At 72.9% G+C, this 19,894-nt stretch carries 20 protein-coding genes; 11 read left to right on the forward strand and 9 right to left on the reverse strand.

Translation table 11 applies throughout. From position 1 onward, the window contains the following. Positions 1-15: 15 nt before the first annotated feature. Positions 16-1,344: an alkaline phosphatase family protein gene (locus tag ACFFF6_RS00490; protein ID WP_376977208.1), complete on the reverse strand. Its 1,329-nt coding sequence runs from the start codon at positions 1,342-1,344 to the stop codon at positions 16-18. 172 nt (positions 1,345-1,516) lie between these two features. Here ACFFF6_RS00490 and ACFFF6_RS00495 point away from each other — a divergent pair, with 172 nt between their 5' ends. The 3 genes from ACFFF6_RS00495 to ACFFF6_RS00505 all read left to right on the forward strand — a co-directional run bounded on the left by ACFFF6_RS00495 (position 1,517) and on the right by ACFFF6_RS00505 (position 4,166). Continuing rightward, positions 1,517-2,725 (forward strand): MFS transporter, encoded by a 1,209-nt coding sequence (locus ACFFF6_RS00495; RefSeq protein WP_376977210.1) that lies wholly within the window; start codon positions 1,517-1,519, stop codon positions 2,723-2,725. A gap of 120 nt (positions 2,726-2,845) precedes the next feature. After that, positions 2,846-3,487, forward strand: a complete 642-nt coding sequence (locus ACFFF6_RS00500; RefSeq protein WP_376977212.1) for a histone deacetylase — start codon at positions 2,846-2,848, stop codon at positions 3,485-3,487. Between the two features lie 52 nt (positions 3,488-3,539). Further along, positions 3,540-4,166: a LysE family transporter gene (locus ACFFF6_RS00505; protein WP_376977214.1), complete on the forward strand. Its 627-nt coding sequence runs from the start codon at positions 3,540-3,542 to the stop codon at positions 4,164-4,166. Positions 4,167-4,176: 10 nt separating this feature from the next. Here the strand turns inward: ACFFF6_RS00505 and ACFFF6_RS00510 are convergent, their stop codons facing one another. Together ACFFF6_RS00510 and ACFFF6_RS00515 are read right to left on the reverse strand one after the other, a co-directional pair. Next, the gene (locus ACFFF6_RS00510) at positions 4,177-4,422 is read right to left on the reverse strand and encodes a hypothetical protein (protein WP_376977216.1); all 246 of its coding nucleotides are present in this window, start codon (positions 4,420-4,422) and stop codon (positions 4,177-4,179) included. An 88-nt stretch (positions 4,423-4,510) separates the two neighbouring features. Then, the gene (locus tag ACFFF6_RS00515) at positions 4,511-6,484 is read right to left on the reverse strand and encodes a helix-turn-helix domain-containing protein (RefSeq protein ID WP_376977218.1); all 1,974 of its coding nucleotides are present in this window, start codon (positions 6,482-6,484) and stop codon (positions 4,511-4,513) included. Here ACFFF6_RS00515 and ACFFF6_RS00520 point away from each other — a divergent pair. From ACFFF6_RS00520 to ACFFF6_RS00545, 6 genes are all read left to right on the forward strand, one after another. Continuing rightward, complete coding sequence (locus tag ACFFF6_RS00520) at positions 6,456-7,274, forward strand: N-acyl homoserine lactonase family protein (RefSeq protein ID WP_376977220.1); 819 nt, start codon at positions 6,456-6,458, stop codon at positions 7,272-7,274. The two genes, ACFFF6_RS00515 and ACFFF6_RS00520, sit on opposite strands and share 29 nt — an antisense overlap. Before the next feature lie 17 nt (positions 7,275-7,291). Beyond that, positions 7,292-7,711 carry a zinc ribbon domain-containing protein gene (locus ACFFF6_RS00525; protein WP_376977221.1) on the forward strand — a complete coding sequence of 140 codons (420 nt, stop codon included), beginning with the start codon at positions 7,292-7,294 and terminating at the stop codon, positions 7,709-7,711. After that, the gene (locus ACFFF6_RS00530) at positions 7,708-8,814 is read left to right on the forward strand and encodes an alcohol dehydrogenase catalytic domain-containing protein (protein WP_376977223.1); all 1,107 of its coding nucleotides are present in this window, start codon (positions 7,708-7,710) and stop codon (positions 8,812-8,814) included. The genes ACFFF6_RS00525 and ACFFF6_RS00530 overlap by 4 nt, the downstream gene beginning before the upstream one ends. A 10-nt stretch (positions 8,815-8,824) precedes the next feature. Continuing rightward, positions 8,825-10,303, forward strand: a complete 1,479-nt coding sequence (locus ACFFF6_RS00535; protein WP_376977224.1) for an NAD-dependent succinate-semialdehyde dehydrogenase — start codon at positions 8,825-8,827, stop codon at positions 10,301-10,303. Then, positions 10,300-10,794, forward strand: a complete 495-nt coding sequence (locus tag ACFFF6_RS00540; RefSeq protein ID WP_376977225.1) for a GNAT family N-acetyltransferase — start codon at positions 10,300-10,302, stop codon at positions 10,792-10,794. The genes ACFFF6_RS00535 and ACFFF6_RS00540 overlap by 4 nt, the downstream gene beginning before the upstream one ends. A 624-nt stretch (positions 10,795-11,418) precedes the next feature. Beyond that, positions 11,419-13,149 carry an HNH endonuclease signature motif containing protein gene (locus ACFFF6_RS00545; protein WP_376977227.1) on the forward strand — a complete coding sequence of 577 codons (1,731 nt, stop codon included), beginning with the start codon at positions 11,419-11,421 and terminating at the stop codon, positions 13,147-13,149. Between the two features lie 4 nt (positions 13,150-13,153). Here the strand turns inward: ACFFF6_RS00545 and ACFFF6_RS00550 are convergent, their stop codons facing one another. Beyond that, positions 13,154-13,711: a YbaK/EbsC family protein gene (locus ACFFF6_RS00550; RefSeq protein WP_376977228.1), complete on the reverse strand. Its 558-nt coding sequence runs from the start codon at positions 13,709-13,711 to the stop codon at positions 13,154-13,156. Between the two features lie 49 nt (positions 13,712-13,760). On the opposite strand from ACFFF6_RS00550, the gene ACFFF6_RS00555 reads away from it, so the two are divergent. Together ACFFF6_RS00555 and ACFFF6_RS00560 are read left to right on the forward strand one after the other, a co-directional pair. Further along, positions 13,761-14,702: a DUF5694 domain-containing protein gene (locus tag ACFFF6_RS00555; RefSeq protein ID WP_376977230.1), complete on the forward strand. Its 942-nt coding sequence runs from the start codon at positions 13,761-13,763 to the stop codon at positions 14,700-14,702. Between the two features lie 52 nt (positions 14,703-14,754). Continuing rightward, entirely contained in the window at positions 14,755-15,711 is a 957-nt protein-coding gene (locus ACFFF6_RS00560; RefSeq protein WP_376977231.1) for a sugar-binding transcriptional regulator, read from the forward strand. A 4-nt stretch (positions 15,712-15,715) separates the two neighbouring features. Here the strand turns inward: ACFFF6_RS00560 and ACFFF6_RS00565 are convergent, their stop codons facing one another. The 5 genes from ACFFF6_RS00565 to ACFFF6_RS00585 are packed head-to-tail and all read right to left on the reverse strand — an operon-like array spanning position 15,716 to position 19,893. Further along, positions 15,716-16,180, reverse strand: coding sequence for a PTS sugar transporter subunit IIA (locus ACFFF6_RS00565; protein WP_376977233.1), 465 nt, complete (start codon positions 16,178-16,180; stop codon positions 15,716-15,718). After that, positions 16,177-17,577 carry a PTS galactitol transporter subunit IIC gene (locus ACFFF6_RS00570; RefSeq protein ID WP_376977235.1) on the reverse strand — a complete coding sequence of 467 codons (1,401 nt, stop codon included), beginning with the start codon at positions 17,575-17,577 and terminating at the stop codon, positions 16,177-16,179. Before ACFFF6_RS00570 ends, ACFFF6_RS00565 begins: the two co-directional genes overlap by 4 nt. 10 nt (positions 17,578-17,587) lie before the next feature. Beyond that, entirely contained in the window at positions 17,588-17,869 is a 282-nt protein-coding gene (locus ACFFF6_RS00575) for a PTS sugar transporter subunit IIB (protein WP_376977236.1), read from the reverse strand. 31 nt (positions 17,870-17,900) lie between these two features. Then, positions 17,901-18,623, reverse strand: a complete 723-nt coding sequence (locus ACFFF6_RS00580; protein ID WP_376977238.1) for an MgtC/SapB family protein — start codon at positions 18,621-18,623, stop codon at positions 17,901-17,903. A gap of 19 nt (positions 18,624-18,642) precedes the next feature. Continuing rightward, positions 18,643-19,893 (reverse strand): dihydrolipoamide acetyltransferase family protein, encoded by a 1,251-nt coding sequence (locus tag ACFFF6_RS00585; RefSeq protein WP_376977240.1) that lies wholly within the window; start codon positions 19,891-19,893, stop codon positions 18,643-18,645. Position 19,894: the final 1 nt, after the last annotated feature.

Below are 19,894 nucleotides of genomic sequence, written 5' to 3' on the forward strand. Positions count from 1 at the left end.
GGCGAATCCCGCGGATCAGGCGGTGGCGGCCGGCTGCGGGGCGAGCACCTCGGTCAGGACCGCGCCCTCCGCATCGGGCAGCTCCACGCCGAGAACCCGGGCGAGGGTCGGGGCGATGTCGAGCATGCTGCGCCGGCCGAGGTCCACGCCCTCCTGGAAGGAGGGGCCGGAGGCGATGAGCACGGGCTGGCCGCCGTGGCGCGGGGCATGACCGTGCGCGCCACGCAGAGCGGGGAAGTCCTCGTCCCCCGCGCGGACGACCGGGCGGCGGTCCAGCGCATGGCCCACCACGACCCCCGGCTCGGACTCGACGACGAAGGAGAACGGGCCGTCCAGCCCGTAGCCGCGCCGGGTCTCCTCGGAGGTCCAGATGCGCTCGATGCGCAGCTCCGGATCGGCCTCGAGCTGGGCGAGCATCTCGGCGACCTGGGCGTAGCGCTCAGCCGTCAGGTCCTCGGCGAGGAACAGCTGGCCGGACAGCCCTGCCCCCAGGCAGATCACGTCGTAGTCCGCGAGGTTCCCTTCCTCGTCCCGGCGGAGGAAGCCGCGCTCGGCGAAGACGGCGTTGAGGTTCGTATGCTGCTCGACGTCAAGATGGCCATGGTCGGAGACCAGGACGATGTCCGCCGTCTCCGCGCGTCCGGTGTCCTCGAGCGCCGCGAGCAGACGCCCCAGATGCGCGTCGACCTCGCGCAGCGCCTGCTCGACGTGGACACCCTCCGCCCCGTGGGCGTGGCGGGCCGTATCGACCTCGACGTAGTGCACGAGCAGCAGATCGGGCCGCTCGCGCTCGAGGATCTGCGCGGCGACCTCTCCGACGAAGTCGAAGAAGCGGCCCGGGCGGCCCTCGGCGACGAGCGGCAGGTTCGGCAGCACGTAGCGCTCGAGGCTCGCCGGGTCCGTGGAGGCTCGGAAGTGCGCGGCGAGGTCGCCCTGCCCGTAGCGGGCGCCTGCGAGCTCGGGGACCAGCCAGCGGACGGACTCCGCACCCACGGTGACGGGCCATTGCACGGAGGCGGTGACGAGCCCGGCAGCGCCCGCGGCGTCCAGCAGGGTGGGCACGCGGATCGCGGAGGCCTCCGCGAACCAGTCGGAGGCGTCTCCCTTCCCCGGCTGGAAGCGGAGGTTGTTGTAGACGCCACTGGTCGCAGGTCCGCAGCCCGTGATCTGGGCGGTGTGGTTGGGGTAGGTGACCGAGGGGTAGATCCCCTCGACCTCGGCGATGGCGGCCCGCTCGAGGATCCGGGAGAAGGCCGGCAGCGTCCGGGCGAACGGGATGTCGCTCGTGTGCATCGCATCCACGGAGATGAGCAGGAGGGGACCGGCGGCGGGAGTCTCGGGCACGGAGGGCTCGCTTCCAGGGAGGGCGGGAGGGTGGCTCCCCCGATCCGATCCCGCCGGGGTGATCGCCCGCCAACGACGCCGTGGCCCCGGCGTGACGGTGTGATGAACGACCCGTGCCGCAGGCGAGCACCCCCTCTGTCGCCCCGCGGACGTACGACTGTACGCTCAGCGGGTGACCACGCCCTCCGCCGCCCCCGTCGCCCTGCGCCGCTGGGCGCTGTTCGCCCTGTTCTTCCTGCCCGGCATCGGCGTCGCCTCCTGGGTGACGCGCACTCCGGCGATCCGCGACCTGCTCGAGGCGTCCACCGCGCAGATGGGCTTCGTGCTGTTCGGGCTCTCGGTCGGATCGATGCTCGGCATCCTCTCCTCCGGCCCCTCGGTCATGCGCTTCGGCGCCCGCCCTGTCATCCTGGTCGCCTCGTCGCTGCTGGTGCTCGCGATGCCGGTGATCGCCCTCGGTGCTGCTGCCGGGATCGCCCCGGTGGTCGCGATGGGCCTCGGCCTGTTCGGCGCCTCCATGGGGGGCGGCGAGGTCGCCATGAACATCGAGGGCGCGGCCGTGGAGGAGGCGACCGGCCGCTCCTTCCTGCCGATGCTGCACGGCTGCTTCAGCCTGGGCACCGTCATCGGTGCCGGAGCCGGCTTCCTCGCCAACGCGATCGACGCCCCCGTCGTCCTGCACCTGCTGGCCGTGGGCCTCGTCGGCATCGGCCTGATCGCCTGGTCCGTCCCCAAGCTGCCGGCCGCGACCGGTCGGGCCGTTCCCGGCGAGGCCGCCCTCTCCGCCCCGCGCCCCGCGGTGTGGAAGGACCGCCGTCTCCTGCTGATCGGCGGGATCGTGCTGGCGATGGCGCTCGCCGAGGGCACCGCGAGCGACTGGCTGCCGCTGGTGATGGTCGACGGCCACGGCTTCGACGCGGCGCTGGGCAGCGCCGTGTTCGCGATCTTCGCGGCCGCGATGACGGTGGGCCGCTTCTGCGGCGGCCCGGTCCTCGAGCGCTTCGGCCGGGCCCGCACCCTCGGCGGCGGCGCGGCGCTCGCCGCCCTCGGCATGGCGCTGGTCTCCCTCGTGGACCATCAGGCGGTCGCTGCCATCGCGGTCGTGCTGTGGGGCCTGGGCGCCTCCCTCGGCTTCCCGGTCGCGCTGTCCGCGGCCGGGGACTCCGGGCCGGACCCATCGGCCCGCGTGGCGCTCGCCTCGACGCTCGGCTATCTCGCCTTCCTCGTGGGCCCGCCGATCCTGGGCATGGTCGGCGAGCACACCGGCCTGCGCGCCGCCCTGCTGCTGCCGATGGCGGTGGTCATCGTCGCGGTCTTCCTGTCCCCCGCCGCCGGGACCCGCGCCACCGTCCCGCGGGAGCCGGAGCTCGAGAGCGTCTGAGGGCCCATGGGAGGCCGCTCACCGCTCCGGAGCGTCGCCTTCGACGACCCCTCGGCACCGGCGACGTCGTCAAGGAGACCGCGCGTTCGCACCCGTGGATGCGGCACCATGGGAGTCACGATGCCTCCCCTTCATGACCCCCCTCAGCACGACTCCCTGGTCTGGTACGTCAGCTACGGCTCCAACATGAACGCGCAGCGCCTGGACTGCTATCTGCGCGGCGGTCGCCCCGAGGGCGCCCTCATCACCTACACGGGGGCGCGCGACGGAACCCCGCCGCGGGCCTCGGCGGGCGTCATGCTGCCGGGACGGCTGCGCTTCGCCTCCCGCTCCGCGGTCTGGGGCGGCTCGATGGCCTTCTACGACCACCACTCCCCCGGACCCACGGCTGCCCGCGCCTACCTCCTCACCGCTCAGCAGTTCGTGGACGTGGCCGCACAGGAGATGCATCGGGAGCCCTCCACGGACGACCTGCTCGAGGAGGTCGTCCGGTCGGGCGTGCCCGGCGGCAGCTTCACGGCAGGCCCCGGGCACTACGAGACCCTGCTGAACGTCGGGGAGCGCGAGGGCCGGCCGATGCTCACCTTCACCGCACCGGCCGGGGCGCGCGAGCTCGAGCCCGGGCTGCCGGTGCCGGCCTACCTCTCGATGCTCACCGAGGGCCTCGCCCAGGGCCACGGCTGGGACCCGGCGGCCTGCACCGACTACTTCGCGCGGTGCGGCGCCTTCACCGCGGACGCGGCGCCCGCACCCGCCGTGTGATGTCCGTTCGAGAGCCTTCTCCCGCCCCGGTCCGGATCCGTAAAATCCTGGGGTGACCTGGACCGTCTGGATTCCTCTCCTCCTCGCCTGCCTCGTGATCAGCCTGACCCCGGGCGCCGGGGCGATCAACACGATGACCAACTCCCTGACGCAGGGCTGGCGGCGGTCGCTGTGGGGGATCATCGGCCAGCAGGCGGCGCTCGTCGTGCACATCGGGATCGTCGCCGCGGGGGTGGGGCTCGTGGTCTCCCGCTCCCCGCTGCTGTTCACCACGATCCGCTGGGCGGGCGCGGCCTATCTCGTCTACCTGGGGATCCGGATGCTGATGCAGCGCGGCGGCGCGGTCTCGCGCTCCGCCGGGACGGCCGGTTCCGCCGAGCGCGGCTGGTCGATGGCGCGGCGCGGCTTCTGGGTGAACCTGCTGAACCCGAAGGCGATCGTCTTCTTCCTCGCCTTCGTCCCGCAGTTCATCCGTCTCGACCAGGCGGCGCTGCCGCAGTACCTGGTGCTCGGCGCGACCGTCGTCCTGGTGGACGTCGCGGTCATGTGGTTCTTCTTCGCCGCCGCGGCACGGCCCCTGCGGCGCCTGACCACGACCGATCGCGGAGCCCGGCTGCTTGACCGCGTCTTCGGCTCCCTGTTCCTCGCCGTCGCGGGTCTGCTGGCCTTCGCCTCCTGAGACGGCCGGGTCAGCGCTCCGTGTCGTCGTCCTGGACGTGCAGGTCCTCCAGCGGGTCCCCGTCCCCGCCGAGCCCCTCGGCATCCGCCTCCTCGACGAGCGCATCCACCTCGAGCGCATCGCCTGTCAGATCCGCGAGCTCCGAGCGGTCCTGACCCTCGGCGGCCATCTCGTCGCCCTCGCGGTTGCCCTGCTCCGCGGCGGTCCTCTCGTCGGGACCGTCCGCGCTGATCTGCTCGACGCCGTTCTCGCTCATGATCCGCTCCTTCTGTCAGGTGTCCTCGGTCCCTCCATCCTGCCTCGCCCGGAGGCCTGTGCCCACCCCGGATCGCGGCGGGCGGGGATCAGGGCCGCCGGGGCGCGGGGCCGGCGCCCCCGCCGATCGCCCAGGCCCGCAGCGCCAGGTGCAGGTCCAGGAAGCGGGCCGGGTCCCGCCAGTCGGGGCCGAGGACCCTCCCGATCCGTTCGAGACGCTGACGCACGGTGTTGGGATGGAGGAACAGCTGCTCCGCGGTGCGACCGACGTTCTGGCCCGATTCCGCGAAGACCCATGCCGTGCGCGTCAGCTCCCCGGAGCGGGCCGCGTCGTGGTCCACGAGCGGGGCCAGGGCGTCCAGCGGCGAGGGGGCGTGCGGGTCCGCGCGCAGGGCCTCGAGCAGCAGTCCGACCGCACCCAGGTCCTCGCCGTGCGCGGCCCTGCCGCGCAGGCCGAGGGCGGCGAGGGAGGCGAGCGCCCGGTCGGCGTCCCGGTGCGCGGAGGGCACGGCTGCGAGGTCGGTGCAGACTCCGGAGATGCCGATGGTGACGTCGACGTCCCGCTCCGCGGCCTGGGCGAGGACCTCCTGCGCGACGGTCTCGGCGGCGGCGTCCTGGACGAGGGCGCAGGCGTGGGCACCGTGCGGGGCGACGACGGCCCGGTGGGGTTCGGTGGCGCTGCGCAGCGCCGCGAGGGCGAGGCCGCCGATATCGGGCGCCGCGGCGGAGGTCGCCTCCGCGGGCCCGGGGTGCGCCTCGACGGCGAGGACCCGCACCCCGGTGCCGGGCACGTCGAGGATCGCGAGCGCCGGACGCAGCTCGGCGGGGACGGGACCGCCGCCGATCACCACGTCGAGCAGGGCCCGCTCCCGTCGATGCTGGTCATCGGTCCTCACCCGCAGGAGCAGCAGCAGGATCCCCAGGAACACGGTGACCCGCTGGAGGCGCGGCAGCAGCGGCGCGGGAAGGGCATCGTGGATCACGAGCGTGCCCAGATGCTCCTCGCCGCCGAGGGCGCAGGCGACGGTCCGCCCGTCCTCGGCCACGGGCATCCCGGTCGCGCGTGCCCGGCGGATCGTCCGCTCGAGCCGGTGGTCCGGAAGCGGTGTCGTCGCGGAGGCGCCCCGGCCATCGGCGCCGACCCGGGCGAGCACGGCGCCCTGCGCGTCGAGGACCGACAGGGGCAGGCCGATCAGCTCCGATGCCGCCTGCGCGTAGGCGCTCACCTCCGCATGGGCTGTGATCGACTCGAGCAGACGGGCATCGATCTCGAGGACCTCCTGGAGGTCGAGGATCCGCTCGAGGTCCGCATCGCGGTCCTCGTGCAGGCGTGCGAGGGCCGCGGTGACCTCCTCGAGCCGGCGCGCTCCGGCGAGCGCGGCGCTCGTGTGGCGGGCGAGGATGCTCACGGTGTCGACCATCTCCGCCGTGTAGCGGCGCGGGCTCCGGTCGGCGACGAGCAGCGCCCCGTGCACGACGCCGTGCAGGGTCATGGGGACGCCGAGGATCGCGCGGACGCCTTCTTCGCGCACGATCTCGTCGATGTCGTGCAGATGCGAGATCGTCCCGTCCAGGAGGTAGTCGCTCGTGAGGACCGTGGCGCGGCCGGTCGCGGCCTTGCCCAGCACGCCGGAGCCGAGCGGCATCCGGATGGTCCGGTAGGCCTCGGTGCGCACCCCGTCGCTGTAGCGGATGAAGGTCTCCTCCTGCGTGTTGAGCGCGATGTAGGCCATGTCCGCGCCGGTGAGCTCGCGGGTGCGGCGCACGATCGCGGCGAGCACCTCGCCGAGGTCCCTGCGGGCGGTGGTCTGGGAGGCGATGTCGGTCGTGACCTCGAGCAGCGCGGCGCGGCGACGGAGGTCGGCGACGTCCGCAGGGTCAGCGGCGGCAGACGCACCGCCCGGCGGGACGTGGGGAAATCTCCATCGATCCATGGTGAGGATGGTATCTGCGCACATGGTCAGGGGGTGGGCGGCGGCATAGCCTCGGGCCCAGGAGGCGTCGACGGCGACGCCCGCGAGGAAAGGACCGACGATGAGCGATCCCGCGATGAAGCTGCACATCCTCTCCACCGGCGTCATGGAATGCGATCACACCTGGCTCCTGCTGCAGGCCGGGAACACGATCACCGACCGCCATCACCGGGACAAGCCCGCCGCCTGGGGCGAGTGCCCCACCCATGCGGTGCTCGTCGAGACCCCGGAGGCCCGCATCCTGTGGGACACCGGGGTCCCGCGCGACTGGGAGTCGCGCTGGGCGCCCACCGGCTTCCAGGACTTCTTCCCCGTCCAGGAGGATCCCGCCGGTCCCGGCTATCTCGACACCGCTCTGGCGGATCTCGAGCTGACCCCCGAGGACATCGACATCCTCGTCCTGTCGCACCTGCACTTCGACCACGCCGCGAACGCGAAGATGTTCGAGAACGGGAAGACGCGCATCCTCGCCCAGGCCGACGAGATCGAGGGCGTGAAGACGATCGAGGGCGAGTTCGCCGGGGCCCATCTGGTCAGCGACTTCTCCGGTCTCCCGCTCGAGGCCGTCCACGGCGATGCCGAGATCGTCCCAGGAGTCAGCGTCATCTCCACCCCCGGCCACACCTGGGGCACCATGAGCCTGCGCGTGGACCTGCCCGAGGACGGCACCAAGATCTTCACCTCCGACGCCGTGTACCTCGGGGCGAGCTGGGGCCCGCCTGCGATCGGCGCCGGCATCGTCTGGGACTCCGTGGGCTGGCTCGAGTCCGTCGACAAGCTGCGCCGCATCCAGCAGGAGACCGGCGCGGAGATGATCTTCGGACACGATGCCGAGCAGCGACGAGGCCTCACCCTCGCGCCCCACGGCTTCTACTCCTGAGGGCGGGAGGAACGGACATGATCCTCTACGATCTGCGCTGCACGGCGGGCCACCGCTTCGAAGCAGGGCTGCCCTCGATGTTCGCCGACAACCCCGACTGCCCGTGCGGGGCGGGCACGAGCCGCGTCCCCGCCGCGGTCCGGCAGCTGGGCGCGGCGAGCGCCGGCCGATCCCGCGAGGAGATGCCGACCACCTGGCGCGGCATCTCCGGCGGGCACCCGGACGTGGTGCGCGGCTGGCATCGCGAGATGACCCGGCGCGAGAAGCTCGAGGAGAAGCATCCCGAGCTCGCCGGGGACCGTCGCCCCGTCCTCGCCCACGAGGGCGTGTTCGAGGGACGCCCGCTGCGCTCGGGCGATGCCCTGGTCCCCGCGGTCGCGAAGGCGACGTTCGGGACCTCGGAGACGACGAGGCCCGCGGCAGGAGGTGCCCGATGAGGATCCGCGGCGCCGTCCTCGAGCAGATGGGCCTGCCCCGGCCCTACGCCGAGTCCCGTCCCCTCGCCATCTGCGAGCTCGAGCTGGACCCGCCCGGCCCCACCGAGATCCTCGTGCGGATCGAGGCGGCGGGGGTGTGCCACTCGGATCTGTCCGTCGTCGACGGCAACCGGCCCCGCCCGCTGCCGATGCTGCTGGGCCACGAGTCCGCGGGCCGCGTCGTGGAGGTCGGGGCCGAGGTCGAGGAGATCGCGGTCGGCGACCGCGTGGTCATGAGCTTCCTGCCGCGCTGCGGGTCCTGCCGCGAGTGCGCGACCGACGGGCGCCTGCCCTGCTCGGCAGGATCGGCCGCGAACACCGAGGGCACCCTTCTGCACGGCGGGCGCCGCCTGCACCGCGACGGGCAGCTCGTCCACCACCATCTGGGCGTCTCCGGGTTCGCCGACCACGTGGTCGTCGACGCGGCGAGCGCGGTCGTCGTCCCCGATGCGGTGCCGCCGGACATCGCCGCGGTGCTGGGCTGCGCGGTCCTCACCGGCGGCGGCGCCGTCCTGAACGTCGCCCGCCCCGGGCCCGAGGACTCGATCATGGTCGTGGGCCTCGGCGGCGTGGGCATGGCGGCGCTCATCACCGCGATCTCGCAGGACGTGCGGGAGGTGATCGCCGTGGACGCGCTCCCGGCGAAGCTCGCGAGGGCGAGGGAGCTGGGCGCGGACCGGGCCCTCACCCCGCAGGAGGTCGCCGCGCAGGGCGTCACCGCGGACCGGGTGATCGAGGCGGCGGGGCATCCCCGGGCCTTCGAGACGGCTTTCGGAGCGATCGGCTTCGGGGGCACCATGGTCACGGTGGGGCTTCCCGCCTCGGACGCGACCGTCACGATCCCGCCGCTGCCGATCACGGCGAAGGCGCAGTCCGTGATCGGCTGCTACCTGGGCTCGGCGGTCCCCCGCCGCGACATCCCCGCCTACGCCCAGCTGTACCTGGAGGGCAAGCTGCCCGTCGACGAGCTGATCAGCCGGAGGATCCGTCTGGAGGACGTGTGCTCCGCGATGGACCAGCTGGCCGACGGCGAGGCGATCCGCCAGGTGATCATGTTCGACTGAGGAGAGACCCATGGCACCGTTCCCGCAGATCACCCCGGAGAGGATCGAGGATCTCCTCTCCCGCGCACCGCGCAGCTCCTTCCTCGACGGCGCCTTCATCGGCGGCGTCCCCTCGCTGGGGGTGATCGACCCGGCCACGGGCGGGGAGCTCGTGCAGGTGGTGGATGCGGATCCCGCGGACGTCGGCCTGCGCGCTCTCGACGCGGCGGTCGCCGCCCAGGAATCCTGGGCGGCGACCCTCCCCCGCGAGCGGTCCCGGATCCTCCACCGCGCCTTCGAGCTGTGCCACGAGCGGGCCGACGACCTCGCGCTCATGATGACCCTCGAGATGGGCAAGCCCCTCGCGGAGGCGTACGGCGAGGTGACCTACGGCGCGGAGTTCCTGCGCTGGTTCGCGGAGGAGGCGGTGCGCGCGCCCGGCCGCTTCCGCCATGCCCCCGCGGCCGAGCACGCGATCCTCACCCGCGCCCGTCCCGTGGGACCGGTCCTCGCGATCACCCCGTGGAACTTCCCGCTGTCGATGGGCACCCGGAAGATCGGCCCCGCCCTCGCCGCGGGCTGCACCGTGGTGCTCAAGCCCGCGGAGAAGACGCCGCTGACGAGCCTGCTGCTCCTGCAGATCCTCGCCGATGCGGGTGTGCCGGCAGGCGTCGTCTCCTGCGTGGTCACCTCCGACTCCCGGACCCTCTCGAGCACCCTGATGGCCGATCCGCGCCTGCGCAAGGTCTCCTTCACCGGCTCCACCCCGGTGGGCCGGACCCTGCTCGCCCAGGCGGCCGAGCATGTGCTGCGCACCTCGATGGAGCTGGGCGGGAACGCGCCCTTCCTCGTCCTGCCCTCGGCGGACGTCGACGTCGCCGTCGAGGCGGCGATGCCCGCGAAGTTCCGCAACAACGGCGAGGCGTGCACCGCCGCGAACCGCTTCTACGTCCATGCGTCCCTCGCCGACGAGTTCACACGCCGGCTCGCGGCGAGGACGGAGGCGCTCGTGCCCGGCCCCGGCATCGAGCAGGAGAGCACCATCGGCCCGCTCATCGACGAGGCGGGGATCGCGAAGGTCGAGGAGCTCGTGGCAGATGCCGTCTCCCGCGGGGCCCGGATCCTCACCGGCGGGCATCGGCTGGCGAGGGAGGGCTTCTTCTACGCGCCGACCGTCCTAGCCGATGTGCCGCGCGAGGCGCGCGTGAACCGCGAGGAGATCTTCGGCCCGGTCGCGCCGGTGATCGTCATGGACGACGTGGACGCCATGGTCGCCGCCGCGAACGACACCGAGTTCGGGCTCATGAGCTACGTGATCGGCGAGGACCTGCGCGAGGTCACGGACGTCGCAGGCCGCATCGAGGCGGGCATGGTCGCCGTGAACCTGGGCGTCGCCTCCGACCCTGCGGCCCCCTTCGGCGGGATCAAGGAGTCCGGGCTGGGCCGCGAGGGCTCCCATGAGGGTCTCGCCGAGTATCTCGAGACGACCTACGTGCGTCTGCCGCTGTGAGCACGACTCTGCGGCGCTGCGACGCGAGGGACGTTCCGCGTCTCGCGGAGATGCGCCGGAGCCGCGAGTGCTGGATGCGCGATCGGGGTATCGACCAGTGGGAGATCGGCTCGTTGGCTGCGACGATGATCGCGGAACAGGTCGCACGGGGCGAGTGGTTCCGCCTGCACGGCCCGAGTGAGGACCTGCTCGCCGCCGCGCGACTGCTCGAGGCGGACCCGGAGTTCTGGGGTGCGGACATCGGACCCGCGCTGTACGTGCACGCGCTCATGGTCGATGTGTCCGCCGCCGGCCGGGGCCTGGGCAGGCGGGTGCTCGAACTCGCCGCGAAGGAGGCAGCCGCCCGCGAGCTGTCGATGCTGCGTCTGGACTGCGCCCCTCATCTGCTCCCGTACTACGCCGCACAGGGCTTCGTGCAGGTGGGCGTCAAGGAGTTCCCGCAGTTCATCACGGTGCTGCTGGAGCAGGAGCTCGGCGACGACGGGAGCTGAGGATGGCGGTGCGCTCCCTCCACTGCCCGATACCTCACCCGACGTCGACCATCTCGCCGAGCAGCACGTCAGCCCTGAGGCGAGGCAGAGCGCCGCCTCCGTGAGCTGGATCAGGTCTGCGTCCTGCCTCCGGTCCCCGCGCATGAGCGCGCAGACGTCATCACCAGCCGGGCGGATCCCGGCGGTCCGGGAAGGCACGATGTGCGCGGGGCCTGTGCTGGGGATGGGCGGACGGGGGTCGGCGACGGCTCTCCGACGACTGATACGTCAGGAGAGAAATTTTCACATCGAACAACCAAAAATGCCTCCTCGAGAGTTCCCATCGACACATCATATGAGATACCCGACCCCCGCCTACCGATTGTGGACAACCGCGCATTGGGGAGGATCAGCACCTGCAGGATAGATATGACTGCCGGGGACGCATCACCGAAGCCCGCGCGAAAAAGATCTGCGTTCGGCATGCATGACTGCTGGCCACAGGGGTGGGGAGGAATAGCGTCTGCGGGTTTGCCGCGGGTTGTCCACAAACCGGGGAGGGATCGCGTTCGCCTGTCGGTCGGGTCGATAGGATAAGGGGATGATGGCACGCCAGCGAAGGCCCGCCGACGAGGAGGTGCTTCGATGACCCAGCTGATGATCCCGTCCCCCGGAGCACCATCGGGCGGAGAGCGGGACGGATCCACGGCCGCTGTGCACGGCGCGCAGGCCGCGGACCTCGCTCGGCGCGTCCCGGAGCGGATCCGTCAGGCGCGCACGCGCTCGGCGGTGACCCGCGACGTGCTGCCGGAGATCGCCGGCGTCTCGACCGACCCCGTGCTCAGCGCGGACGTGCAGGACATCTGGGACGCCTCCGCCGCGGAGGGGATCGCCGCGTCCCGCACCCTGCATGCCCTGGCGAAGCTGTGGGCCGGGGATGCCGAGGCCCCGGACGGGTCCCCCGACCGCGACGCCCATGCGATCGCGGCCGCGGTCGCACTGCGGGTCACGCTGCGCAAGGCCGAGCGCCTGATCCGGGACGCGCATCGGGCCGTCCACGATCTCCCCGCCTGCTTCGCGCTGCTGGAGGAGGGCGTCTTCCCCGCGCCGTGGCTGATGCAGATCCTCCACCGCACGCGCGGCCTGTCCTCGCTCTCGCGCCAGGCGCTCGACCAGGTCGTCTCCGGCTGGGATCTGCACATGAGCGCAGACACGTTCAGCTCCTGGCTGTCCTCGCTCGTGCACTGGCTCGAGGACCTCGAGACGGACGACGGCACCCGGGACGCGACCCCGGTCGAGCGCTCCGTGACCCTGTCCCCGCTGCCGGGCGGGCTCGCACTCCTGCAGCTCGTGGGCCCCGCCCCGGAGCTGGTGCAGGCCTCCCGTCGCCTGGACGTGACCGCCCGGGCCGTCCGCGACGCCCAGCGCACGGCCCTCGCGGAGGGCATGCCGATCCCCTGGGACCTCGACGGCGAGGTCGCCCGGACCGGGAAGCCCATGCGGCTGTCCACCCTCCGCTACCTCCTGCTCTCGCGCGCGGAGCTCGACCCGCAGCAGGCTCCCGTTCCCACGGATCGCTTCCGGATCACCGTGACCGTCCCGGCCCTCACCCTCCTCGGAGAGGCGGACGCGCCCGGGCTGCTGGACGGCGGCATGCCCGTCCCCGCAGACCTCGCCCGCCGCCTCGCCGGCGGGGAGTCCACCTGGTACCGGGTGCTGACCGACCCGTGCAGCGGCGCCTTCCTCCCCCTGCCCGCGCAGACCTACAGGCCCAGCGCCGGCATGCTCGAGCACCTCCGTCTGCGGGGACCGCGCTGCGCCGTCCCCGGCTGCGACCGCCGCGTCACCGACGCCGCCGAATGCGACCACATCGAGGAGTTCCTCGACGGCGGGCGCACCGACATCGAGAACCTCCACCTGCTGTGCCGCTTCCACCACCAGGAGAAGACGGCCGGCCGGCTCGACCCGGTGCGGCTGCACGGCCCGGGCACCACCGCGGACGGCACCCACCGTCCGGGGATCACCCGCTGGCGGATCGGCACCGCGGCGGACCCTCTGGCCTACGTCACCATGCAGGACGACACCGACCTGATCGGGGCGCTGTCCCTGAACATGCTCGAGGAGCACTTCCGCGACCATCCTCACGAGCTGTGCGACAGCACCTGCCACCACTTTGGCAGGCGGCCCCGACCCGTCCCGCAGGCCCCGCCCCCGCCGCCTCCGCCCCTGGAGGTCGAGGAGGCATGCCGCGGGGGCACCGAGCACCTGGCGCGGTCGGGCGACGCGCGGCTCGCCGACGCCCTGGACCCCAGGCCGACGGCATCCCCGCCGCCGAACACCGCCGCCTTCGACTCCTACGGCGACCCGCCCTTCTGACCCGTCACAGCGCCAGAGCGAGGACCTCCGCCCCGGGCAGAGCTGCGAGATCCCTGCCGGGAACGAGGATCTTCGCGGTGCGTCCTCCCCCGCCGATCAGCACATCGGAAAGGGCCGCGACCGCGGTGTCCAGCAGGATCGGCCAACCCGCCGGTAGGCCGATGGGCGTGATCCCGCCGGTCGTCATCCCCGTCAGCTCCTCCGCCTCCTCCGTGCGGGCGAAGGACAGCCTGCTGGCCCCCAGATGCTTCTTCACCGCGCGGTTCACATCCGCCCGGTCGCTCGCGAGCACCAGCACCGCCGCATGGATGTCCCGGCCTCCGCCACGTCCCCGGACCAGCACGCAGTTCGCGGTGAGCTCCGGGGCGACCCCGTAGGCGGCGCAGAACTCGGCGGTGTCGGCGAGCTCGTCCTCGACCGGGGCGACGCGCGCCCCGGGGACGTGGCCGGCACGGACGGCATCGGCCACCGGACCCGGCACCAGGCCGAGGGCATCGGCGAGCGGCCGCCATTCCAGCGGACGGGTCGGCGGGATGGTCACGGACTCGTTCTCCTCAGCCATGGCGCCAGTGTAGGAAGCTGGCCCGGACACCGCATGGGAGCATGGCCCCATGAGCCAGCGGACCACGCTCCTGATCCTCGGCGCCGTGCACCTGCGCACCGGCTCGGACCGCGAACCGGATCGGGCGCTCGACCCCGTCATCGAAAGGATCGCCCGCTGGCGCCCCGACGCGCTGTGCATCGAGGTGCAGGCCGGGCCTGTCGGCACCGCTCACCACGGCCTGGGCGCGCCGTTCACGACCCAGGACCCGATCGAGCGCTGCGCCGCAGTCACGACAGGCCCTGCCGCCAGCCTCGCACCGACCTGGTGGGGGCTGCAGCAGATCGGAGCGGATCTGCAGCGCCCCCTCGCCGATCGGATCTTCGCCTGGTGCGCCGCCCGCGAGCCGTACACGGCGCTGCTGCTCTGCCAGGGCGATCCCCGCGCCGTCCCCGGCCTCCCCGCAGCCGTCGTCGGCGCGCTCGAGGCGCTCCGCGACCGCGGATCCGAGGCCTGGCGCGTGGCAGGCTCCGCCGCGTCGCGATGCGGGCTCGACCGGCTGCACCAGATCGACCAGCACGTCCAGAGCCAGGCCTTCGCCCGCGTCGACCCCGCCGCCCTGCCGGACATGTTCGCCGCTGCCGCGCCCGCTGCCGAAGCCTCCGGAGTGAGCGCCGAGATCGCCGCGCGCCGCACCGCAGCGCTCGCCGCGGGCGACCTCTGGCCGCTGTGGTCGTGGATGAACGAGCCCGGCACGCAGCGGAGGCTCGACGCTCTCGAGTCCGGGACCTGGCGGGACCTCCCCGGCCACGAGATCCCGGCTGCCGCCCATCTCGGCGCGTGGCGCGCCCGGAACCTGCACATCGCCGCGCACCTGCGCGGTGTCATCGGCGCCCATCCGGGTGGCCGGGTTCTCCTGGTCATCGGCTCCTCCCATGTGCTGCCCCTCCAGCAGGCGCTGCAGCGGGGCCAGGAGGAGATCGAGATCGCCCCGGCGTCCGCCCTGGGCTGACCCCCGCCGCGCCCCGAGTGCGTACGCTGGGAGGAGCACCTGAGGAGGCCCCATGCCAGCTCCCCGCGACACCGCGCTGATCGTGCGGGCCGCCCGCCTGTACTACGAGCAGGGCCGCTCCCAGACCGAGGTCGCGCAGGAGCTGAACCTGTCCCGCTCCAACGTGTCGCGCATCCTCACGCAGGCACGGGACCGAGGCATCGTCGAGATCACGATCCACGACCCGGAGGGCCCGCCGCGCCGCGACTCCGCCCTCGAGGCGGCACTGCGAGCCGCGTTCTCGGTGCGGGAGGCGCACGTCGTCTCCGCCCCGCGCATGCCGGGCATCGAGGCTGTCGCCCGCGAGAGCGCCGCCCTGATCACCGACCGGGCGCCGCAGATGCGCAGCATCGGCCTGTCCTGGGGGCAGACGGTCCAGAGCATCGTCGCGCACCTCGAGTCGCTGCACCTGCGACCGCCGCCCCGGGTGCTGCCCCTGGTCGGCGGGCACAGCGCGATGGACCAGCTCGATTCGGGGGAATCCGTGCTGCGCGTGCTCGCCTCCCGGCTGGGGGCGAGACCGGAGACCCTGTACGCCCCGGCGGTCCTCGAGTCCGCGACGACCGTGCGGAGCCTGCGCTCGGAGTCGAGCATCGGGGCGATCCTCGAGGCCGCCGCGCAGGTGGAGCTCGCGATCGTCGGCATCGGCTCCACGGGCTTCTACTCCTCCCCGCACATCGTGCAGCAGATGAACCTCGACGAGGACGAGGCCTCCGCCTTCGCCGCGCAGGAGCCGGTCGGGGACGTGTGCGCCCGCTTCGTCGATGCCGCCGGGCGGCCGCTCGGGTCGCCGTCCTCCGAGCGGGTGCTGGCCGTGACCTTCGAGGAGCTGCTGGGCATCCCCGAGGTGCTCGGCGTCGCCGCCGGGATCGAGAAGGCCCCCGGCGTCACCGGCGTGCTGCGCAGCGGCGTCGTGGACACCGTCGTGCTCGACGCGGAGCTGGCGCGGGAGGTCCTGGCACGGGTGTGAGCCCTCAGCCCTCCAGCCAGGCGGTGACGCGGCGCGCGAGCTCGGCATCGTCCGCGGCGGCGAGGACCTCCTCGACACCGCTCGCGTCCTGCAGGTGGCCGATCACGCCCTGCAGCGCCTCGAGCTGGCTGTGCGCATCGGCGAGGACCAGCATGACCACCAGACGCACCGCGACGCTCCGGTCCGCGGAGCCCATCTCGCCGAAGGCGACGGCCTCGCGCAGGGTCGCGACCGCGAGCCCTGGACGCAGGACGTGCTCGGGGTCGGTATGCGGGATCGCGGCGGGAATCGCGGTCGGCAGCCCCGTCGGGTAGGTCTCCTCCCGGGCGAGGACCGCCGCCTCGAAGCCGCCGGTCACCGCACCCGCCGCGAGGAGCCGGGCGGACAGGGCGGAGAGCACCGCAGGGGCATCGGCCGCCCCGAGGTCCGCGATCGCGGCGCCCGGGATGAGCCGCAGCGGCGCGCTCATCCCGCTCCCTCCTCGGCCGCAGCGGCCGCCGCCCGATCGCGGCGGGCCATCACCTGCCGCACCGCGAGGACTGCCGCCAGGCACACCGCCGCGACGACGAGCACGCCGGGCGTCCCCAGGCGGGCGGCCGCATAGAACACGCCGGTCAGCGGGTTCGCGCCGTCCACGAGCGAGGAGATCGTGGCCTGCCCGTCCTCGAGCGCGAAGCCGGAGGCGACGGCGACCTTCGTGAACGTGGGCGCGATCCAGGTCGCGATGAACAGGCCCGCCCCGATCAGCAGGCCGCCGCCGATCACGCTGCGCACGATGTTCCCCCGGAAGATCGGCACCATGACCGCGACGATGAACGGGATCGTCGCCAGGTCCACGAGCGGCAGCACCCGGTTCCCCGCCGGGGCGAGGGCGACCGCGATCAGCAGGGTGACGGGCACCAGCAGCAGGGACGTCGCGATCACGGAGGGCTGGCCCACGGCGACCGCGGAGTCGAGCCCGATGTAGAACGTGCGGCCCGGGAAGCGCTTCTGCACGAAGCCGCGAGCCGCCTCCGAGATCGGCATGAGCCCCTCCATGAGGATCGCGACCATGCGCGGCAGCAGGAACATCGCCGCAGCCAGGGAGATCGCGAGGGTCAGGATGGCCTTCGCATCCTCTGCCGGGTCGTCGAAGCCGTAGCCGAACACCCCGATCAGCAGGCCCAGCACGAGGCCCATCATGAGCGACTCCCCGAACAGCCCGAAGCGCCGCTGGATCGCCTCCGGCGTCGCATCGACCCGGTTCAGGCCCGGGATCCGGTCGAACATCCAGTTCATGGGGATCGCGAGCAGGCCGTAGGGCGCGGAGGTCCCGTGGGGGAAGGAGATCTCCGGCAGCTGGAAGTACTTCTGGACGATCGGGGCCGTGAGATCCCCGAGGGCGAGGATCAGGGCCAGGTGCACGGCGGCGCTGAGCAGGCCCAGGAGATAGCTCCCGGTCATGGCGCCGACCAGGGCGCCGATCAGGGCGCTGTGCCAGTAGTTCCACAGGTCGATGTCGAAGGTCCGGGTGAGGCCGGTGACCAGGAGGACGACGTTGACGACGAGGCCCAGCGGGATGATCATCGCGCCGATCGAGGAGCCGAAGGCGATCGCGGCCGAGGACGGCCAGCCCACGTCGACGATGTCGAGGTTCACGCCCAGCCCCTGCGCCATCGCGGTCGCCGCCGGCGCGACCTGCCCGCCCAGCAGACCGATGACGAGGTTGATGCCGATGAAGCCGATGCCGATCGTGACCCCGGCGCGGAACGACTTCCCCAGCCGCAGCCCCAGGATCAGGCCGAAGATCGTGATGAGGACCGGCAGGACCACGCTGGGGCCCAGGTCGCTGAGATAGCCCGAGATCGGGCCGAGGATTCCCTGCATCGCCGGCCCCTCAGGACAGCCGCGCGGCGATGTCGGCGAGCACCGCGTCCTGGCCGACGCCGGTCAGCAGCGGCAGCGCCCGCACCACGGGGATCTCGACCGCGGCGGGGATCTCCGTGGTCGCGACGATGAGGTCGGCCTCGGGCGCGCCGCCCAGGAGGTCCATGACCTTGCCCTGGACGACATCGGCGGCGATGCCGGCCGCGGCGAGGTGGTCGCGGACCTTCGCGGCGACGACGGTCGAGGTCGCGACGCCGGTGCCGCAGATGATGAGGACCTTCTTGGTGGTCATGGGAACTCCTGATGTGGTGGGACGGGCGGGCTCAGTCGTCGTCCGCGTCCTCGCCCTGGGCGAGGACCTGGACACGGCGGACGCCGTCGACCTCGGTGAGCTCGGTGACGAGGTCGTGGATGGGAGGCTTGCCGAAGAACTTCGCGTCGAGATGCACGAGGGCCTCCTCCCCCTTCTTGGCGGTGCGGCGGGTGCGGATGATGCCGACGGTGCAGCCCATGTCGGTGGCGGCGCCGAGCACGGAGCGCAGCACGCCCTTGCCGTCGACGTAGGTGAGGCGCAGGGTGCGGCGCCGGTCCCGGTCGGGGATCCGCCGCACGAGCGGGGCCACGACCCACAGGGTGACCAGGTGCAGGAGGGTCAGGATGATCCCGAGGGACAGCATCCCGGCCCCGCAGGCCATGCCGATCGCGGCGGCGACCCAGATGGTCGCGGCCGTGGTCAGCCCGCGCACGGTGCTGCGGCCCTTGAAGATCACGCCGGCGCCGAGGAAGCCGATGCCGGAGACGATCTGGGCGGCGATGCGGGAGGGGTCGAGGGTCACGTCGGTCCCGAGCACGGCCGCGAAGCCGTACCCGGAGACCATCGTGAACGCGCAGGAGCCGAGGCCCACGAGGACGTGGGTGCGATACCCGGCGTACTTGCGCTGGAACTGACGCTCGACCCCGATCAGGGAGCACAGCAGGAACGTCATGCCCAGCAGCTCGATCTCCAGCGCCAGGGTGGGGCTGCCGATGCCGATCAGCGGAATCACGGGACTCCTCTCCGGCCCCTCATAGGCTCAGGCGCAGCGGATCCTCCAGCAGGTCCTGGATCACCTGGAGGGCGCGGGCGGCGTCCGCGCCATCGGCCACCCGATGGTCGATGGTCAGACCCAGCTCGCATTCCATGCGCGCGATGAGCGTCCCGTCGGGCTCGATATGGGGCGCGTGCCCTACCGTACCCACGCTGAGCGCCGTCGCCTGCGGAGGCGTCAGCAGCGAGTTGAAGCGATCGACCCCCATCCCGCCGAGATTCGAGAGGGTCCCGGTCGCCGGTCCGAACAGGGACGGGTCGACCTTCCCCTCCTTCGCGGAGGCGGAGATCGCGCGGATCTGCGCGTCCAGCTCGCGCACGGGCAGCTGGTCGGGGTCGCGCAGCACGGGCACGAGCAGCCCGTTCGGCGTGTCGACAGCGAGGACCACGTCCACGCCGGGGTTGCGCTTCACGCCGGTCCCGGCCCAGGACCCGTTGAGCTGCTCGCTGCCGCGCAGCAGCATCGCGTAGGCGCGCAGGATGAGGGTGGTCCAGCTGATGCCCTTCAGCACGCCGGTGCGGGCGCGGGCCGCGGTCGACAGGTCCATCCGCCGGTAGGCGGTGAACTGCGGGATCAGCGGGGTCGCGGCCATGGCCTGCGCGGTCAGCTGCCGGGTGCGGCGCTCGCGAGCGCTGCCCAGGAGCTCCTCGGGGGCGGCCTCGACGAGAGGAGCGGCCGGGGCCGCGGCGGGCGCCGAGGGAGCGGGGGCCGCGGGAACGGCGCCGGTCGTCTCCGCCGCCGCGATCGCCTGCTTCACGTCCTTGACCCGGACGGTGCCGTGAGGGCCGGTCGCGGTGATCGCCCGCAGGTCCAGGCCGTGGTCGCGGGCGAGCTTCCGGGCCAGGGGAACGGCGGGCGGGAACGCGCCGTCGGGATCGAGCGGGGCGGGGGCAGGGACGGGAGCGGCCGGCGGCTCCTCGCCCGCCTGCGTCTCCGCTTCTCCCTCGTCCCCGTCCCCGGAGAACAGGTCTCCGAGCAGGTCCTCCTCCTCGCTCGCGATGATCGCGATGTGCCCGCCGACGGGGACGACGTCGCCCTCGGCGCACAGCAGCTGCGAGACGGTGCCGGCGGCGGGGGACTCGACCTCCATGTCGACCTTGTCGGTCATGACGACGGCGACCACGTCGCCCTTGGCGATCACGTCACCCTCGGCGACCTGCCACTCGGTGAGGGTGCCCTCCTCCATGGTCATGGACATCTTCGGCATGGTCAGCGGGATGTCGGCCATG

Origin of the sequence: Brachybacterium hainanense, assembly GCF_042434575.1 — a bacterium.
Taxonomy (GTDB): Bacteria; Actinomycetota; Actinomycetes; order Actinomycetales; family Dermabacteraceae; genus Brachybacterium; species Brachybacterium hainanense.

Excerpts from the sequence above, each read along its gene's own strand:
- ACFFF6_RS00500 (WP_376977212.1), top strand. The coding sequence starts at position 2,846 with ATGCCTCCCCTTCATGACCCCCCTCAGCACGACTCCCTGGTCTGGTAC.
- ACFFF6_RS00510 (WP_376977216.1), bottom strand. The coding sequence starts at position 4,422 with ATGAGCGAGAACGGCGTCGAGCAGATCAGCGCGGACGGTCCCGACGAG.
- ACFFF6_RS00520 (WP_376977220.1), top strand. The coding sequence starts at position 6,456 with ATGAGCGATCCCGCGATGAAGCTGCACATCCTCTCCACCGGCGTCATG.
- ACFFF6_RS00515 (WP_376977218.1), bottom strand. The coding sequence starts at position 6,484 with ATGTGCAGCTTCATCGCGGGATCGCTCATCGTCGGTCCTTTCCTCGCG.
- ACFFF6_RS00525 (WP_376977221.1), top strand. The coding sequence starts at position 7,292 with ATGATCCTCTACGATCTGCGCTGCACGGCGGGCCACCGCTTCGAAGCA.
- ACFFF6_RS00530 (WP_376977223.1), top strand. The coding sequence starts at position 7,708 with ATGAGGATCCGCGGCGCCGTCCTCGAGCAGATGGGCCTGCCCCGGCCC.
- ACFFF6_RS00535 (WP_376977224.1), top strand. The coding sequence starts at position 8,825 with ATGGCACCGTTCCCGCAGATCACCCCGGAGAGGATCGAGGATCTCCTC.
- ACFFF6_RS00545 (WP_376977227.1), top strand. The coding sequence starts at position 11,419 with ATGACCCAGCTGATGATCCCGTCCCCCGGAGCACCATCGGGCGGAGAG.
- ACFFF6_RS00550 (WP_376977228.1), bottom strand. The coding sequence starts at position 13,711 with ATGGCTGAGGAGAACGAGTCCGTGACCATCCCGCCGACCCGTCCGCTG.
- ACFFF6_RS00555 (WP_376977230.1), top strand. The coding sequence starts at position 13,761 with ATGAGCCAGCGGACCACGCTCCTGATCCTCGGCGCCGTGCACCTGCGC.
- ACFFF6_RS00560 (WP_376977231.1), top strand. The coding sequence starts at position 14,755 with ATGCCAGCTCCCCGCGACACCGCGCTGATCGTGCGGGCCGCCCGCCTG.
- ACFFF6_RS00565 (WP_376977233.1), bottom strand. The coding sequence starts at position 16,180 with ATGAGCGCGCCGCTGCGGCTCATCCCGGGCGCCGCGATCGCGGACCTC.
- ACFFF6_RS00570 (WP_376977235.1), bottom strand. The coding sequence starts at position 17,577 with ATGCAGGGAATCCTCGGCCCGATCTCGGGCTATCTCAGCGACCTGGGC.
- ACFFF6_RS00575 (WP_376977236.1), bottom strand. The coding sequence starts at position 17,869 with ATGACCACCAAGAAGGTCCTCATCATCTGCGGCACCGGCGTCGCGACC.
- ACFFF6_RS00585 (WP_376977240.1), bottom strand. The coding sequence starts at position 19,893 with ATGGCCGACATCCCGCTGACCATGCCGAAGATGTCCATGACCATGGAG.